The sequence below is a fragment of the Kitasatospora sp. NPDC047058 genome, assembly GCF_040643935.1.
GTDB lineage: Bacteria > Actinomycetota > Actinomycetes > Streptomycetales > Streptomycetaceae > Kitasatospora.
This window is the reverse complement of record NZ_JBEYVJ010000153.1, coordinates 1-16,846: the sequence shown is the minus strand read 5'-3', so window position 1 is coordinate 16,846 and position 16,846 is coordinate 1. Positions and strand designations below refer to the sequence as shown.

Genomic DNA, 16,846 nt, shown 5'->3' with positions numbered 1-16,846 from the left:
TGGCACGCTGTTGAGTTCTCAAGGAACGGACACTTCCTTCGGACCGCCTTCCAGCGGGCCCTCCGGGCGCTTCGTTCTTTCGTGTTCCCAGCTTATCAGATGTGTTCCGCCCCGTTTCCGGCGCTTCGTTCATCCAACTCACTGGTGTCTTCTGCGGCTTGAAGCCCCGTCCGACGTTTCAAACTCTAGCCGATCTCCGCTCCGAAAAGCGAATCCAGCCGCAATCCATATAAACGGACACGCCGAAACAGCCCAGGGCCGCAAAGCCAAAAAGGCACGACGCGACCCATCCCGAACCGGGGTGTGGTGTTTCCAAGGATTGGCCGCCCCGGGACCGTCCGCGCCGATGCGTGTCCGGTGCTCCCTGCCGAGCGACTAGGAAACAGTAGACCTGGATCGGCCCCGAGGCAAGTCCCACTTCGCCAAGACCAAGACACATCCACTACTAGTCAACTAGTTGATTAGTGTAGGTTGCACCCGGCGGCCTGCGCGGCCTGCCCGTCTCGCCGCCGACGCGTTCCCGCTGTTGTCCGGAGTCGTCGGAGTTCTCGGAGTCCTCATGTCCCCCAGTCACCCTTTCGCGGTGCTGCGTGCCCGGTCCCTGTGGGGCGGCACCGGCGCCATCCTCGGCGCGGTCGCGCTGCTCTTCTCGCTCTTCTACCTGGGTGCGAACATCAACCCGTCCGGCTCCGTACGCGGTCTGCCGGTCGGTCTGGTCGACGCCGACCGGGGCGCCACCGTGGACGGCCGGCCGCTCGGTCTCGGCAAGCAGGCCGTCGAGGCCATCACCCGCGAGGCCGCCGGACACCGTGAGGTGTCGTGGCAGGTGCTGGACCGGCAGGAGGCCGAGCGACGGCTCGCGTCGGGCCGGCTCTTCGGCGCGCTCGTCGTTCCGGAGGACTTCTCCGCGTCCGTCGCCGCGCTCGGCGGCCCGGCGCCGGCGGACGGGCCGAAGCGTCCGGTGCTGATGGTGCTGACGAATCCGTCGGCGGGCAGCATGGGCTCCGCGATGGCCGGCCGGATCACCCAGCAGGCCGCGCACACCGTCTCGCTCACCATCGGCGGGGAGCTGTCGAAGCACGCCCCCGCCCAGGCGCAGCCGAGCACCGCCGAGCGGCTGCTCCTCGCCGATCCGGTGGGGGTGCAGGTGCAGGACGGGCACCCGCTGGGCTCGCACAGCGGCATGGGGCTGACCGCCTTCTACTACGCCCTGGTGCTGGTGGTGTGCGGGATGCTCGGTGCGAACGTGGTCAACAGCCAGGTGGACGTCGCACTCGGCTACGCGCACAGCGACATCGGGCCGTGGCGCCGGCGGCGTCCGCTGCTGCGTTCCTCGCGGGTGCAGACGCTCGCGGTGGGCGGTGTGCTGATCGTGAGCCTGTCGGTGGTGATGGCCACGCTGGTGCTGGCGGTCGCGGTCGGTGTGCTGGGGATGGACGCCCCGCACGTGCCGCTGCTGTGGCTGTACTCGGTGGGCACGGTGGCGACGGTGGGCCTGGGTGCGCTCGCACTGCTGGCGGTCTTCGGGACGCCCGGGATGCTGATGGTGACGCTGGTGTTCATCGCGATGTCGGTGCCGACCGCCGGTGCTTCCACCCCGGTCGAGGCGCTGCCCGGGTTCTACCGGTTCCTGGCGGAGTTCGAGCCGCTGCGGCAGATCACCGGCGGGGTCCGCTCGATCCTCTACTACGACGCCCAGGCCGACGCGGGCCTGACCCGGGGCTGGGCCATGATGGCGGCCGCGCTGGCCGGGGCGGTGGTCTTCGGGTTCGGCGCGACCCGCTTCTACGACCGCCGCGGGCTGCACCGCGAACACGCACCCGCGGCTGCTGTGTCCCAGACGGCGTGACCTCCCCGCGCCCCGACCCGCGCCCGGGCCCCGCACCCCGGCCCCGCGCCCGCCCCGCCTCAGGTCAGAGGCCGGGCGGGCCCGGGACCGCTCTCACCGCCCGGCGGCGGCGAACCCGCTCACCCGCCCGCCGCCTCGGCCGCGATCCGGTCGAACTGGGCGCCCATCGCCTCGGCGAGCGCCTGGGCGGCCGACAGCGGACGGACCATCACGGTGAACTCGTCGATGCGCCCGTCCTCGTCGAAGTGCAGGAAGTCGCAGCCCTGGATCTGCCGGCCGGCCACGGTGGCGGTGAAGACCAGGGCGTGGTCGCGCCCGCCGGGGTCGGCGATCTCGCGGACGTAGGTGAAGTCCTCGAAGACGCGCATGACCCCGCGCAGGATGGCCGCGGTGACGGCCTTGCCCGGGTAGGGCTTGAACGCGACCGGGCTGGTGAACACGACGTCCTCGGCGAGCAGGGCGGCGATGGCCGTCTCGTCGCGGTCCTCGACGGCTTTGCGGAAGGGGTGCACGGGGGTTCCTCCAGCGTTGATACTCACAGAATTGAATAGGTGTGTCAGTGAGTGTGGATCGAGGGCGACGGGATGTCCAGAGCCGGACCACGGGGCGCAGAACCCTGTGCCGGAGACACGGTGATTAGTCGTCTTGTTGACTATCGGTGCTACGTTGACGGCATGGCTTTGCGGAACGCGGTGATGGCCGCCCTCCTGGAGGGCGAGGCGTCCGGGTACGACCTCGCCAAGGGCTTCGACGCCTCGGTGGCGAACTTCTGGATGGCCACCCCGCAGCAGCTCTACCGCGAGCTGGAGCGCATGGAGGCCGACGGCCTGATCGCCGCCCGCGTCATCCAGCAGGAGAAGCGCCCCAACAAGCGCCTGTTCTCGCTGACCGAGGCGGGACTCGCCGCCGTCCACGCCTACACCGCCGAGCTCCCCAGCAAGCCCAGCACCATCCGCGACGAGCTCCTGGTCAAGGTGCAGTGCGTCGACGCCGGCGACGCCGCGGCCGTGCGCGCCGCCGTCGCCGAGCGGATGGAGTGGGCCAGGGCCAAGCTCGCCCGTTACGAGCGACTCCAGGCGAAACTGCTCGACGGCCGCACCGAGGAGCAGCACCTCGCCGAGGCCGAGCGCATCGGCCCCTACCTCACCCTGCTGCGCGGCATGGCCTTCGAGCGGGAGAACCTCCAGTGGGGCGAACTCGCCCTCGGCCTCCTCGACCGGCGCGCGGCCGTGCGCAGCGAGCGGCCCTAGTCACCCGGAACGCCGGAAGCCCGGAACCCCCGCTCCGGCCCCCGGCCCCCGGCCCCCTCCCCCACCCCGCCGGCCTGGCGTACCGCCCGCCCATCGGCTGCGGGGTGGGGGCGGAGAGACGGCGGGGTGGGCGCCGCGATCAGGCGAGGGTCGTGCCGCGCTCCTGAGCCAGGGCCTCCAGGCCGTAGCGGGCGACGTGCTCCGCGTTGGCCAGGTCGATCGTGCGGATGCCCTCGGCGGCGAGGCGCTCGTTGATCCGGTCGAGGTGCTGCTGGACGAGCTGCTTCTCGGCGTCGGTGGTGCGGCCCTTGTGCGGCTTGCCGGCGTGCTCCAGGCTCGCGTAGTTGACGCGCTCCCGGACGCCGCCCGGGGCCGCGGCCTGGCTCGGGACGGTCCGGGCGACGCGCTTGGCGGCGCGCAGCACCTCGGCCATGGGGGCGGCCGAGGCGAGGCGGTCGAAGGCGTCGGCCTCCAGGACGACCGTCTCCGGCTCGTCCGCGTCCGGGTGGTGCAGCTCGATCGTCACCAGGTCGAGCGCCAGGTCCTGTACCTCGGTCAGTTCGCCGGCGAGCGCCTCGATCTCGACCGGGCCCTCCAGGTCGGGGTGCTGGCGGACCACGATGCGCACCAGGTCGCCGTCGTCCTCCACGTGCTTTCCGGTCAGGTCCGAGAACCGGATGATCTTCTGGCCCATTTCTCCCTCTCTTGCCCCTGTGATCAGCCGAGAGCCTACCGATCGTCCACGGGGCCCTCCCGCCTCTGCCTTTCGGCTTCCTCTCTCTGCCTTTCGGTAGAGACGCGGATCCGCCGTGAGGCGCACGCCGTCGCGGCTCCGGGTATCGATACTGGTCAGCGTGGTGCTCACTGCTCTCTTCCGTCGTTCCGCCCGCGGTCGTCCGGCCGGTGACTTCCCGCCCGGCGGTCGTCCGGCCGGGGGGTTTCCGGCCGGCGGTTTCCCGGCCGGGGCCGTGCGTGCGGCGGCGGAGACGGCCGGGGTGGTGTTCGCGGGTCTGGGCGTGTGGGCGGCGGTCGCGGGTCTCGGGCTGCTGCGGCATCCGTATCTGCAGTTGCCGGCGCTGGCCGCCGGTGCCGGGCTCTTCCTGCTGCGCCGGCGCTTCCCCGCGGCCGCGCTCCTCGGCCTCGCCGCGCTGACGGGTCTGGCGTCCTGCGTCGCGCCGGTCACGGCGGCGGCCGCGTTCACGGTGGCGCGGCGGACGGCCCGGGCCAGGCGGCGGGGCCGGCTGCTCATCGCGGCGGCCTCGCTGCTGGTGGTGTGTGCGACGGTGTCCGCGCCCTGGCTCGGTCCGGGGCCGATGGCGTACGGGCTGGCGCTCGGCCTGGTCCTGACGCCGACCGCCGTGATCGTCCCCGGGCTGGTCGGCACCTCGTACGGGCAGCAGCGGCGCCTGGTGCGGGCGCTGCGCGAGCGCGGGGACGCGGCGGAGCGGGCCCGCCGGTTCGCCGACAGCGAGGCCCGCATCCACGAACGGTCCCGGATCGCCGCCGAGATGCACGACCTGGTGGGTCACCGGCTGAGTCTCATCTCGCTGCACGCCGGCGGGCTGGAGCTGGCCCTGGAGCAGGCCGATCCGGAGCTGCGCGAGGAGGCCGTCCTGGTGCGGCGCACCACCCGGGACGCCATGCGCGAGCTGCGGCAGGCCCTCGGGGTGCTCGGGCCGCTGGGCCGGGACACCGGTCCGGAGGCGCTCACCGACGCGACCGGGACCCGGGCCGACGTCGAGGCGTTGGTGGACCGGTCCCGGGACGGGGGGATCGCCGTCCGGCTGGACTGGACGGGGCCGGACCTCGACGCCCGCCCGGCGGCGGTGCGCCGCGCGGTGCACCGGGTGGTCCGGGAGGCCCTGACCAATGTGCACCGGTACGCGAGCGCGGCGCACGTCGCCGTGACGGTGGTGCACGACGAGGAGACGGTACGGGTCACCGTCCGCAACGGCGCCCCGCCGGTGGTCCGTCCGGACTCCGCCGGACCGCCGCTGGGCACCGGCCGCGGGCTGACCGGCCTGCGGGAGCGGGTGGAACTGCTGGGCGGGACGTTCGACGCCGGTCCGCTGCCGTCCGGCGGTTTCCGGGTGGACGCCACCGTGCCGGCCGAGCCCGGCGACGCCCCGGTCCCCGGACGCCCCGGCGCCGAGGCGGAGGAGCGGGAGGACGTAGAGGAGCCGGAGGACGCGGAGGACGCGGAGACGGCCGGTGCCGAGGGGGGCCTCGCGCCCGAGCGCCGGACCGCCGACCTGCTGACGCTCGCCCTCGGGCTGGTGGCGCTGAGCGTGCTGACGGCCCTCGGCACCGCCTTCGTCCACGCCGCCGCGCCCCAGCCGGGAGCCGGGCCGCGCCCGCTTCCCCGGGTCGGCATGACCTACGCCGACGTCGCGGCCGACGGTGTCCTGGACAACGGGGCCGTCCGGGCCGCGGCCACCGGCCACGAGCCACCGCGCCCCGCCGGTACGGCCGGCTGCATCTACCCCTTCAACGGCGCGACCGAGCGCAGCCCCGGCGGCCTGACCATCGCCCGCTACTGCTTCGACGGCGCACAGCGCCTGATCGCCATCGACCGTTTCACCGTCCCGTCGGTCCGGGACGCCGCACCCTGGGAGAACCCGTGACCGAGCCCACCCGGCCGATCCGTGTCCTGCTCGCCGACGACGAGACGATGATCCGGCACGGCGTGCGCCTGATCCTCCGGTACGCGGAGGGCATCGAGGTCGTCGCCGAGGCCCCGGACGGGCGGCAGGCCGTCGAACTGGCCACCGCCCACCGCCCCGACGTGGTGCTTCTGGACATCCGGATGCCGGTGTGTGACGGGCTGGCCGCGATCGCGCCGCTGCTCGCCCTCGATCCGGCGCCGCGGGTGGTGATGCTGACGACGTTCGGCGACGACGACAACGTCGTCCGGGCGCTGCGGGAGGGCGCCGCCGGGTTCCTGCTGAAGGACGAGGGACCGCAGGAGCTGATCAGCGCGGTCCGGGCGGCCGCCGCCGGGGACGCCGTGCTCTCCCCGGGCGTGACCGGGGCCGTGATCACCCGGATGCTGCGTGCCGCAGATCCCCGGCCCGCCGGCGGCGCGCTCGCGGACGAGCGGATCGCCCGGCTCACCGGCCGGGAGCGGGAGGTCCTGGCGATGCTCGGCGAGGGGCTGTCCAACCAGGACATCGCGGTGCGGCTCGGCATCGGGACGGGCACGGTGAAGACCCACGTGGGCGCGATCCTGGAGAAGACCGGTTCGGCGAGCCGCGTCCAGGCGGCGGTGCTGGCCCATCGGACCGGCCTGACCCCCTGACCTCTCCGCCCTGATCGCTCCCCGGGCCGCTCCGCCGTGACCTCTCCGCCCTGATCGCTCCCCGGGCCGCTCCGCCGTGACCTCTCCGCCCTGATCTCTCCCCCCTGGTCTCTCCCCCTGGCCTCTCTCCCTGGCCTCTCTCCCTGGGCAGAGTCCTGTCGGCCGGCCTCTGCCTTCCGGCAGAGCGCGGCCCGGTGCCGCCACCCTTTCGGCAGAGTCCAACTCCGTTCTCCAGCACGATCTTTGTGCAGCTCAGAGCGGTGAGGATGGATGCCATGTCGCACATCTTCGCCTCCTCCGACCGCTACGGCACCACCCTCACCGAGCCGGCCGCCCGCGCCTCGGGCCTGACCAAGACCTACGGAACGGGCGAGCACCGGGTCACCGCACTGGACGGGGTGTCCGTGGAGTTCGCCCGGGGCCGGTTCACCGCCGTCATGGGCCCCTCCGGCTCCGGCAAGTCCACGCTGATGCACTGCATGGCCGGGCTGGACCGGGTGACCTCGGGCTCGGCCCGGATCGGCGGTGTCGAGCTGTCCGGTCTGAACGACCGGCAGCTCACCCGGCTGCGGCGGGAGAAGCTCGGGTTCGTCTTCCAGGGCTTCAACCTGCTGCCGACCCTCACCGCGCTGGAGAACATCACCCTGCCGCTGCGGCTGGCCGGCCGCCGGCCCGACGCCGCGTGGCTGGACACCGTCGTCGCCACCGTCGGTCTCACGGACCGGCTCGCGCACCGCCCGGCCCAGCTCTCCGGCGGGCAGCAGCAGCGCGTCGCCGTGGCCCGCGCCCTGGTCTCCCGCCCGGACATCGTGTTCGCCGACGAGCCGACCGGCAACCTCGACTCGCGCACCGGCGCCGAGGTCCTCGGGTTCCTGGGCGACTCGGTGCGGGAGCTGGGCCAGACGGTGGTGATGGTGACCCACGACCCGGTGGCCGCCGCCCACGCCGACCGGGTGGTGTTCCTCGCCGACGGCCGCCTGGTGGACGAGTTGCACGAGCCGACCTCCGGCGCCGTGCTGGACCGGATGCTCGCGTTCGAAGCGCAGGGCCGCACGACCTGACCGCGCCCGCCGGGCCACCGCCGACGCCCCTCCGAAGACCCCTCAGAAAGCCCACCATGCTGCGAACCGCCCTACGCAACGTCCTCGCGCACAAAGCCCGTCTGGCCATGACCGTCCTCGCGGTCTGCCTCGGGGTCGCGTTCATCTCCGGCTCCCTCGTCTTCGCCGACTCCACCACCGCCGCCTACCGCGCCTCGATGGCCAGGAACTACGCCGGCATCGCGGTCACCGTGGACCCGAAGTCCGCCCCGGGATCCGCCGCCGATGCGGGCGCCACCGTCCTCGACGACGCGCTCGTGGCCCGGCTGGCCGCCGTGCCCGGGGTCGCCGCCGCCCGTCCGGCGGTCGACGGCTCGGTCACCCTGGCCGCCAAGGACGGCTCCCCGATGCACGCCGACAACCCGATGGGCCGGCTGGCCGCGGCCTACCTCCCCGGCGCCGACGGCACGGACGTCCGCCACCCGTTGACGTCCGGCCGCGCCCCGCGCGCCGGCGACGAGGTGGCCCTGGACCGCGGCACCGCGGCGGCCGGCGGCTACGCGCTGGGCGACACCGTCACCCTGGCCGTCGACGGACCCGTCCTGCGGATGCGGCTGGTCGGCCTCGTCTCCACCGACGACACCCGGGTCACCTCCGGCGGCACCCTGGCGGTGTTCGACAGGGCGACCGCACAGAGGCTGTTCGCCACCCCCGGCCACTACACCGGGATCGACTTGTCCGCCGCGCCCGGCACCGACCCGTTCGAACTCGCCCGGCGCGTCGACGCGGTGCTCCCCGCCGACCGTGCCGAGGCGACCACCGCGGCCGCGAAGGCCGGCCAGCAGGCGGTCTTCATCCACGCCAGGACGAACAGCTACGCCCGGCTGCCGGTGATCTTCGCGGCGGTGTCGCTCTTGATCGGCTCGTTCCTGATCATCAACACCTTCACCATGCTGGTCACGCGCCGCTCGCGGGAGATCGCGCTACTCCGGGCGATCGGCGCCACCCGCCGCCAGGTGGTCGGCTCGGTGCTCGCCGAGGCGGCGCTCGTCGGCCTCGTCGCCTCCGTCCTCGGCTTCGCCCTCGGCCTCGGGGTCGCCGCCGCCCTGCCGGAGGTGCTCGGCGCGCTCGGCGGCGCGGACGACCGGCTGCCCCGGGGGCCGCTGGTGATCGGCGCCGCGCCCGTCCTCGCCGCCCTCGTCGTCGGCGTCGGCGTCACGGTCCTCGCCGCCTGGCTGCCCTCCCGGCGGGCCGCCCGGATCGCGCCCGTCGAGGCGATGCGCACGGCCGAGCAGCCCCCGCCCGCCGCGCCGTCGCGGATCCGGGGCGCGGCCGGCGCGGCGCTGGTCCTCCTCGGGGCCGGCCTGCTGATCTCCCTGAGCAACGCGAAGGACGCCTCGGACGCGAACCTGCGGACCGCGATGTCCGGCTGCGGCGTGCTCGTGGCCGGGCTGATCGTGCTGGCCCCGCTGCTGGCGGGACCGGTGATCCGACCCCTCGGCCGGCTCGGGGCGTGGCTCGGGGCGCGGCTCACCGCGCGGCCCGCCACCCGGCGCGACAACCGGCCCACTGGCCTGCGCGGCATCGTGGGCGGCCTCGCGACGGACAACGCCCTGCGGGATCCCCGGCGCACCGCCGCCACCGCCGTCGCCCTGATGATCAGCACCGCGCTGGTCTCCGGACTCGCCGTCATCGAGCACTCCGCCGGCCGGGCCCTGGACGCGCAGGCGGCCGCCGGGCTGAGCGCCGACTACGTCATCGGGACCCGCAACACCACCACCGCGATCGACCCGGCCGCCGTGCAGCGGGTCGCCGCCCTCCCCGGCGTCGCGACCGCCTCCGCCGTCGCCGACTCCACCCTCTCCACCGGCGCCCTCGTCCGCCAGGTCTCCGGCGTCGACCCGAAGACCGTGGGGACCGTCATGAACCTCCGCTTCACCAGCGGTTCCGCCGCCGACCTCGGACCGGGCCGGATCGCCGTCTCCGCCGGCTTCGCCCGCGAGAACCGGATCGGCACCGGCGAACGGATCACCGCGAGCATCGGCCCCGGCCAGGGCGACCGCGGCCGGTCCTACACCGTGGTCGGGATCTACCAGGACAACCCCACCGCCCAGGACGTCCTCGCCGACCGCGGCGACGTCCAGCAGCACGGCTTCCTGCCCGGCTCCGTCCAGCGCATCCTGGTTGCCGCCGACCGCGGCGCCGTCTCGTCCGGCCTGGAGAAGCAGTTGCGCGCCGCCGTGGACGACAGCCCCCTGCTGACGGTCCGGACCCGCAGCGGGCTCGTCCGCGAACAGGCCGGCGTCGCCGGCGACCTGGTCACCCTGGTCTTCGGGCTGCTCGCCGTCGGCGTGGTCATCTCCGCCCTCGGCATGATCAACACGCTCGCCGTGTCGGTCGCCGAACGGACCCGGGAGATCGGCGTCCTGCGGGCCGTCGGCATGGACCGCGCCGCCGTCGGCCGCATGATCCGCCTGGAGTCCCTCACCGTCGCCGCCTACGGCACCCTGCTGGGCCTCGCCGCCGGTGTGTTCGGAGCCTGGCGGATCAGCGGCCTCGCCAACGGGGCCATCCCCCAGTACACCTTCGCCCTGCCCTGGGGCACCCTCGCCCTCGTCGTCGTGCTCTCCCTCGGCGCCGCCACCGCCGCGGCCGCCCTCCCCGCCCGCCGCGCCGCCGCCCTCGGGCCGCTCCGGGCCGTCACCGGCGCCTGATGGGCCGCCGCCGTTGCCTGATGATCCGGTGCCCGAGGAACCGGTTTCCGAGGAGCCGGGGCCCGAGGAGCCGGTGCCCGAGGAGGCGTCACCGGCGCGCGGGGAAAGGGACGCGGTTCAGATGCTGCCGAGCGCACCCACCAGGCTGGCCACCGTCACGGTGTTGAAGACGAAGGCGACCGCCGAATTGGCCGCCACCGTCCGGCGCATCTCCCGCGACGTCACGTTGACGTCGGTGGTGCCGAAGGTCGTCATGACCGCCATGGCGAAGTACACGTAGTCGGCCCAGAGGGCGGTCCCCTCCCCGGGGAACTCCAGCGCCTGCTCGTCCTCCACGAGGTTGTCGGCGTGGAAGGCGACCGCGAAGGACACCATCACGCAGACCCAGGCGTCGGCGACCAGGACGAGGGCGATCGCCACCCGGACGCCGGCGGGGAGGGCCGAACCGACGTAGCCGGGGCGCCAGACCACGGCCACCACGAGCGCGATGAGCGCGACGAAGTTCGACACGCCGGGGCCGGGCGCGGTGCCCAGGACGTAGCGCTGCAGCACCGTGCCGCGGTCGTCGCGTTCGGCCCAGCTGCGGATCCGCTCCGGGGAGGCGCGCGAGAAGGCGATCACCGTGACGGTGAGGTACGAGGAGAGGTAGACGAACAGCACCAGCACGCCCGCGTCCGCCGCCGAGAGCGACGGGCCGCGGCCGGACGTCAGGAGGAGGACGAGGAGCACCGCCACAGCGCCCGCGATGAGCGTGCTCACGCCCGACCGACGGCGTTCGGAGAGCCAGGAGTGCACCAGCGGGCTCCTCTGGACGATCACCACCCCGATGAGGTGGGGCGAATACCGGATTCCGGGAATTCCGCCCGTCCCGGAGCGGCGCCAGTGTAGCCGGACCGTCACCTGCTGTGACGGGAGCGGAGCGCGCGGGGCCGGAGTGCGCGAGGCCCGGCGAGGTGCGGGGCCGGAGTCGCCCGCCCCCGGGCCCTGCCGGGGAGCGGGCTGCGCCTCGTTCCGGGCCGGGGGAGGACCCGGAACGAGGCCGTGACGGGCTTCCCTCCGGGGCATCGGGGTCACCGCCGCGCCCCACTGTCGGGGCCGCCCCCAGAGCGCCGCTAAAGCCCCGGTGAAGCGCGGCCGGTCCGGCGGCCGGCGGGCCGGCCGGCCGGGTGCGGGCGGCGCCATCCGGGAGAACCGGCCGCGCAACTTGCTGCCACCGTCACCGGATGTCCGCACCGCACCCGGTGCGGCAATGCTGGAGCGAGGCCTGTCGACACCGCGGCCACCAGCCGATCCGGGGGAACCGCCATGACCATCGAGAGCACCGCGATCGTCGGTCCGGGGCTGGACCACGGGCTGCCCGGCCACGCCACCCGGCACCTGATCCACTGCCCGCCGTCCTGGGACCACTACCTGCTGGAGGCCCCGAGCAGCGGCGAGGAGCGGTTCCTGCTCACCGGCGACGCGCCGAGCACCCACCCGCTGTTCAACGACGGGCCGGGCCACTTCCACGACCCGCAGCTGGTCACCGAGGCGGTCCGGGAGATCGGCGAGTTCGTCGGGCAGCAGTACTTCGGCGTGCCCGCGGACCGGCCCGGCCTGTTCTACCGGGTCGGCCTCGGCGTCACCGAGGTGGCCGCCTGGCGCGCCGGGCGCGGCCCGGCCCGGATGACCACCGAGCTGCGGGCCACGCCCGCCAACACGGTCAACGGGGTGCCGCGCGGCATGGACTTCCACCTGGCCGTGTCGCTCAACGACGTGCCGTGCGCGACGGGCACCGCGAGCCTGGTCTTCGTGATGCCCGGGCTGCACCGCAAGCAGCTCGCTCACAGCCGGTGGGCGGTGCGCGCCGCGCCCGAGCTGGCGGACGAGCCGGACGGCCCGGTCCGGCCGGTGGAGCCCGGCGCGGTCGGCCGCGACGCGGCGGCGAACGTGGTGGTGAGCGAGCCGACCCAGTCCTCGCAGGGCCGGCTCAGCACCTGGATCCTCCTGCACCGCGACGACCCGGCGCTGGGGGCCACCGCGGACGGCCACCTGACCGGCACGCTGCTGATGGAGTCGCTGCGGCAGGCCTCGGTGCTGACCGCAGGGCGCGCCGTCGGGCTGGTCCCCGAGCGGGCCATGCTGGCCGCCTGCGAGGTGCACTTCCGCGGCTACGCCGAGGCGGACCTCCCGGTGCGCTGCGCGACCGTCCCCGGGCCGGTCGGGCGGGACGCGGCCGGGCGGCCGACCGTCCCGGTCACGCTCACGCTGACCCAGAACCGGAGGACGGTGGCCGAGGCACGCACCACGGTGGTGCAGGACTTCTGACCCGGCGCCGGCCGGCGGGTCAGCGTCACCGCCGGGTACGCGGCGGCAGAGAGCACGGGGGGAGGTGGGCCCGGTGAGGTTCCGGATCCTGGGACCGATGGAAATCGAGGGCAGTGCGGGCCCGGGGGTCTCGCACACCCCGCAGGCGGCCAAGCTGCGGGCGGTCCTCGGCACCCTGCTGGTCCGCGCCAACCAGGTGGTGTCGGTGGACAGCCTGGTCACCGAACTGTGGCAGGACGAACCGCCGCGCACGGCCACCTCCACCCTGCACGTCTACGTCTCGCAGCTGCGCAAGCTGCTGGACACCGTCGACCCCGCCCGCGGCCGGGAGCTGCTGCGCACCCAGCCGCCGGGCTACCGGCTGTCCCTCGCGCCGGACCTGCTGGACCTGTCCGTCTTCGAGGAACTGCACCGGCTCGGCCGGGAGGCGCTGGCCGACGGCCGCTACCACAGCGCCGCCGACCTCCAGCGCCGGGCCATCGCGCTCTGGCGCGGCCCGCTGCTCTCCGACACCCCGCACGGGCCGCTGCTCGAAGGGGCCGCCGCCCAGCTCGCCGAGGCCGGCGCCGCCGCCCTGGACCAGCGGATCCGGGCCGACCTCGAACTCGGCCGGCACCACGAACTGATCGCCGAGCTGCGGTCGCTGGCCACCGAGCACCCGCTGCGCGAGGAGCTGCACGGGCATCTGATGCTGGCCCTGTACCGGGCCGGGCGGCAGGCGGAGGCGCTGCAGTCCTTCGCCGGGCTGCGGAAGCTGCTGGTGGCCGAGCTGGCGGTCGAGCCCGGTCCGCCGCTGCAACGGCTGCACCGCCGGATCCTGGCCGGCGATCCCGGGCTGCTGCTCACGGCCGCCGGGGACGAGGACCTCGCGGCCGCCCGGACGGGCGCCGAGGCGGCGAGGCCGCCGGGCGGGGTCGCCGGGGGCGTACTGCCCCCCGCCGACCCCGTGTTCACCGGCCGCGACACCGCCCTCGCCCGGGTCGAGGAGCTGCTGCGGAACGCCCCGGCCGGGTCGTTCGTCGCGGTGGCCGGGCAGCCGGGCGTCGGCAAGACCGCGCTGGCCCTGGAGGCCGCCCACCGCAGCGGTCCGGCCTTCCCGGACGGCCGGCTCTTCCTGGACCTCCAGCCCGAGCCGGGGCGCCCGCTGCCCGCCACGAAGGCGATCTCCACGCTGCTCCGCCGGCGCGGGGTGCGGCTGGCGCACGGCGCCGGGGCGGGCGAGCTCCGCGACGCCTGGCAGGAGCAGCTGACGGACCGCCAACTGCTCCTGGTGCTCGACAACGCCGACTCCGAGGCGCAGCTGCGGCCGCTGCTGCCGACCACCGCCGGGAGCAGCGCGATCGTCACCGCCCGCCGGCTGCCCGCCGGGCTCGGCGGCGTCCGGCCGGTGCTGCTGGACGCCCTCGACCCGGAGGAGGCCCGGCTGCTGTTCGCCGCGGCGGCGGGCCCGGAACGGGAGGCGGCCGAGCCCGCCGCCGTCCGCGAGCTGCTTGAGCTGTGCGGCCGGCTGCCGCTGGCCGTCCGGGTGGTGGCGGCCCAGTTGACGGCGCGTCCGCACTGGAGCGTCGCGTCGCTGGTGGACCGGCTGCGGGACGAGCGGTTCCGGCTCGGCGAGCTGCAGATCGGCGAACTCGACGCCCGGGCACCGCTGTTGCGGGCGTACCAGGACGCCCGGCCCGAACTGCGGCAGGCCTTCCGGCTGCTCGGGCTGCTGCCGGCCGGTCCGTTCGGACGTGCGGCGGCCGGTGCGGTGTTCGGCCTCTCCCCCGCCGGGACCGCCCGGCTGCTGGACGGGCTGGTCGACGACCGGCTGCTGGTCACCGCGGACGGGGCCGGCTACCGGGTCCCGGAGCTGCTGCGGGTGCTGGCCGTCGAGCGGCTCACCGAGGAGGAGGGCCCGCAGGACATCGGGGACGCGATCGAGCGGCTGTGCGCGGAGTACGCCCGGGCGGCCGAGCAGGTCGTCGCCGTGCTGACGCACGCCCGGCCCTGCGGGGACGAGCCGCCCGAGCCCGCCGGCTGGTTCACCCGCGAGCGGGACGCGCTCGTCCGCGCCGTCCGGCAGGCCCACGAGGCCGGCCGGCTGGAAGCCGCCGTACGGCTGGTGGCGGCGCTGGACGGGCACCTGGAGACGCACGCCGCCTGGGACGCCTGGGCCGAGACGCACGCGCTGGCGCTGGACGCGGCCCGGCGGGGCGGCGACCGCGGGGCCGAGGTGCGGACGCTCCGCTCGCTCGGCGACCTCGCGTGGCAGCAGCGGCGGTTGGAGGAGGCCGGGGAGCACTACGGGCTGGCCCGGCGGATCGCCGAGGAGACCGGTCACCGGGCGGAGCTGAGCCGGGCCCTGGTCGGCCTGGCCGAACTGCGGACGGACGCCGGGGACGGCGTCGCCGCCGAGCGCCTGCTCGCCGCCGCGCTCGCCGCCGACCCGGAGCCGGCCGACCCGCGCGCCCGGTTCGACGTGCTGCGCGCCCTCGGGTTCCACGCGCTCGCGGCGGGCGACCGGGCCGGGGCGCGGGCCCGCTTCACCGTCTGCCTGGACCTCGCCCGCACCCTCCACGACCGCCGGCTGGAGTCCTTCGCGCGCCGCGTCCTGCGCACCGCCCGGTCCGGCCCCGGCCACCGGCTGGAGGTCCGCCCCGGCGTCTGGCGGCTGCACGAGCCCCGGCCGCAGCCGGCGCCGGCCTTTTAGCCGTCCTTAAGCAGGAGCGGCGAGGGTGGTAGGACCAGGACTCTTGGCGGACCGGGACCTTGGCGGTCACAGGATGCCGGCCGACCGGCATGCCGGTGGAGCAGGGCGGCGGGCCGGCGGCGGGCGTCGGGCGGGCGGCGGGCTGCGGGCGGGCCGGGGGCGCTGGACGGGGAACGACGGGACGGGGGGCGGGGAATGCCGGCGACACGAGAGGGGTGGCGGTCGGTCCGGGCGGTGCAGCCCTCGCCGCTCTCCGCAGGAGCCGCCCAGCTGATCGGACGCGAGCGCGAACTGCTCGCCCTCGACGCCCGGCTGGCGGACCCGTCGCTGCGGCTGCTCACCCTCACCGGGCCCGCGGGCGTCGGCAAGAGCCGGCTCGCCGCGGCCGCCGCTCCCGCCACCGCCGGCTTCACCGCCGCCCGGTCCGTCGACCTGGCCGGTGCGTCCGGGGAGAGCCTGCCGGAGACCGTCCGGCGGGAGGCCGCCGCGCTGCGGCTGGCCGACGACGGGGAGGGCCGGCTGCTGCTGTGCCTCGACACCTGCGACGGTCACGGGCGCGCGCTCGCCACCACCGTCGCCGACGTCCTCGCCGCGCAGCCGGACCTTGTGGTGCTGGCGACCGGCAGGTCGCCGCTGGGGGTGTCGGGCGAGCGACTGCTGCCGGTCCGCCCGCTGCCCGTGCCGGAGACCGGCGGGGCGGACGAGGACGAGTCGGACGGACTGCTCCGGTTCCCCTCCGTCGCGCTGTTCGTCCGGCGGGCGCACGACATCGACCCGGGCTTCGCCCTGACCCCCGAGAACGCCGCCGCCGTCGCCGGGATCTGCGCGCTGCTGGGAGGGCTGCCGCTCGCCCTGGAGCTGGCGGCCCGGCAGCTGCGGCTCTACTCGGCGGAGGCCCTGCACACCCGGCTGCGCCGGCGCGGGGCGCTGCTCGGCGGCGGCCCGCTCGACACGCCCGAGCGGCACCACTCGCTGGCCGCACTGGCCGCCTGGAGCCGGCACGGGCTGCCCCCCGAGCACCAGGCCCTGCTGGAGCAACTCGCCGTCTTCGAAGGCGGGTTCGGTCTGCCGATGGCCGAACGGGCGGCCCCGGAGGGCACCGACGCCGGGACGGCACTGGAGGTCCTGCTGGACCGCCACCTGCTCACGGTGACCGGCAAGACGGAGGGCGAGCCGCGGTTCGCGGTGCCCGAGCCGGTCCGCTCCGCCTGTCTGGCCGGACTGGCGGACGCGGGCCGGGCGGACGAGGCCAGGGACCGCCACGCCGAGGCGTACCGCCGGCTGCTCACCGCCGTCGGCCCCCGGCTCACCGGCAGCGAGCAGGACCACTGGCTGCGCACCCTGGCCGGCGAGGGCGCCAACCTGTCGGCCGTGCTGCGACGGCTGCACGAGCGCGGAGACGCCGAGCACGCCGCCGGCCTGCTGCTGGCGTGCCGGCGCCCCTGGCTGCTGTCCGGGCGGCTGCGCGAGGGCCGCGACTGGTGCGACCGGCTGGGCGCCGACCCGTCGCTGCCCGAGCCGCTGCGGGCCCGGCTGACCGATCTCGCCGGGTGCTTCGCGAGCGCGCTCGGCGAGCCGGAGACGGCCGTCCAGCACCACCGCCCCGCCCTGGAGGCCGCCCGCCGGCTCGGCGACCGGCGGCAGGCCGCCGGTGTAGGTGAAGGCGTCGTGCACGCCGAGCGCCCCGGTGACGGCC

Annotated in this window: 11 protein-coding genes and 1 pseudogene; 9 read left to right on the top strand and 3 right to left on the bottom strand. The window is 75.4% G+C overall.

Annotated features, from left to right (window positions below):
* Positions 1–559 precede the first annotated feature (559 nt).
* Positions 560–1,849 carry a DUF3533 domain-containing protein gene (locus tag ABZ885_RS22355; protein WP_360191272.1) on the top strand — a complete coding sequence of 430 codons (1,290 nt, stop codon included), beginning with the start codon at positions 560–562 and terminating at the stop codon, positions 1,847–1,849.
* A gap of 119 nt (positions 1,850–1,968) precedes the next feature.
* Here the strand turns inward: ABZ885_RS22355 and ABZ885_RS22350 are convergent, their stop codons facing one another.
* Positions 1,969–2,361, bottom strand: a complete 393-nt coding sequence (locus tag ABZ885_RS22350; RefSeq protein WP_360191269.1) for a nuclear transport factor 2 family protein — start codon at positions 2,359–2,361, stop codon at positions 1,969–1,971.
* Positions 2,362–2,523: 162 nt separating this feature from the next.
* Here ABZ885_RS22350 and ABZ885_RS22345 point away from each other — a divergent pair, with 162 nt between their 5' ends.
* On the top strand, positions 2,524–3,099 hold the full coding sequence (locus ABZ885_RS22345) for a PadR family transcriptional regulator (RefSeq protein WP_360191266.1): 576 nt from the start codon (positions 2,524–2,526) through the stop codon (positions 3,097–3,099).
* Between the two features lie 139 nt (positions 3,100–3,238).
* Here ABZ885_RS22345 and ABZ885_RS22340 read toward each other — a convergent pair whose 3' ends face one another.
* On the bottom strand, positions 3,239–3,793 hold the full coding sequence (locus ABZ885_RS22340) for a hypothetical protein (RefSeq protein WP_360191263.1): 555 nt from the start codon (positions 3,791–3,793) through the stop codon (positions 3,239–3,241).
* Positions 3,794–4,094: 301 nt separating this feature from the next.
* Between ABZ885_RS22340 and ABZ885_RS22335 the strand changes: the two genes are divergently transcribed.
* From ABZ885_RS22335 to ABZ885_RS22320, 4 genes are all read left to right on the top strand, one after another.
* The gene (locus ABZ885_RS22335) at positions 4,095–5,723 is read left to right on the top strand and encodes a histidine kinase (protein WP_360191260.1); all 1,629 of its coding nucleotides are present in this window, start codon (positions 4,095–4,097) and stop codon (positions 5,721–5,723) included.
* Positions 5,720–6,397, top strand: a complete 678-nt coding sequence (locus ABZ885_RS22330; protein ID WP_360191257.1) for a response regulator transcription factor — start codon at positions 5,720–5,722, stop codon at positions 6,395–6,397. The genes ABZ885_RS22335 and ABZ885_RS22330 overlap by 4 nt, the downstream gene beginning before the upstream one ends.
* A 275-nt stretch (positions 6,398–6,672) precedes the next feature.
* Complete coding sequence (locus ABZ885_RS22325) at positions 6,673–7,458, top strand: ABC transporter ATP-binding protein (RefSeq protein ID WP_360191254.1); 786 nt, start codon at positions 6,673–6,675, stop codon at positions 7,456–7,458.
* Positions 7,459–7,514: 56 nt separating this feature from the next.
* On the top strand, positions 7,515–10,151 hold the full coding sequence (locus ABZ885_RS22320; RefSeq protein WP_360191251.1) for an ABC transporter permease: 2,637 nt from the start codon (positions 7,515–7,517) through the stop codon (positions 10,149–10,151).
* Between the two features lie 117 nt (positions 10,152–10,268).
* Here the strand turns inward: ABZ885_RS22320 and ABZ885_RS22315 are convergent, their stop codons facing one another.
* A complete protein-coding gene (locus ABZ885_RS22315) occupies positions 10,269–10,946 on the bottom strand; it encodes a DUF1345 domain-containing protein (RefSeq protein WP_360191275.1) in 678 nt (225 codons plus the stop codon).
* A 510-nt stretch (positions 10,947–11,456) separates the two neighbouring features.
* Here ABZ885_RS22315 and ABZ885_RS22310 point away from each other — a divergent pair.
* From ABZ885_RS22310 to ABZ885_RS22300, 3 genes and pseudogenes are all read left to right on the top strand, one after another.
* On the top strand, positions 11,457–12,458 hold the full coding sequence (locus ABZ885_RS22310) for an AfsA-related hotdog domain-containing protein (RefSeq protein WP_360191249.1): 1,002 nt from the start codon (positions 11,457–11,459) through the stop codon (positions 12,456–12,458).
* A gap of 97 nt (positions 12,459–12,555) precedes the next feature.
* Positions 12,556–15,150 carry a BTAD domain-containing putative transcriptional regulator gene (locus ABZ885_RS22305; protein ID WP_360191246.1) on the top strand — a complete coding sequence of 865 codons (2,595 nt, stop codon included), beginning with the start codon at positions 12,556–12,558 and terminating at the stop codon, positions 15,148–15,150.
* A 195-nt stretch (positions 15,151–15,345) separates the two neighbouring features.
* A pseudogene (locus ABZ885_RS22300) lies at positions 15,346–16,846 on the top strand (hypothetical protein); the annotation flags it as partial.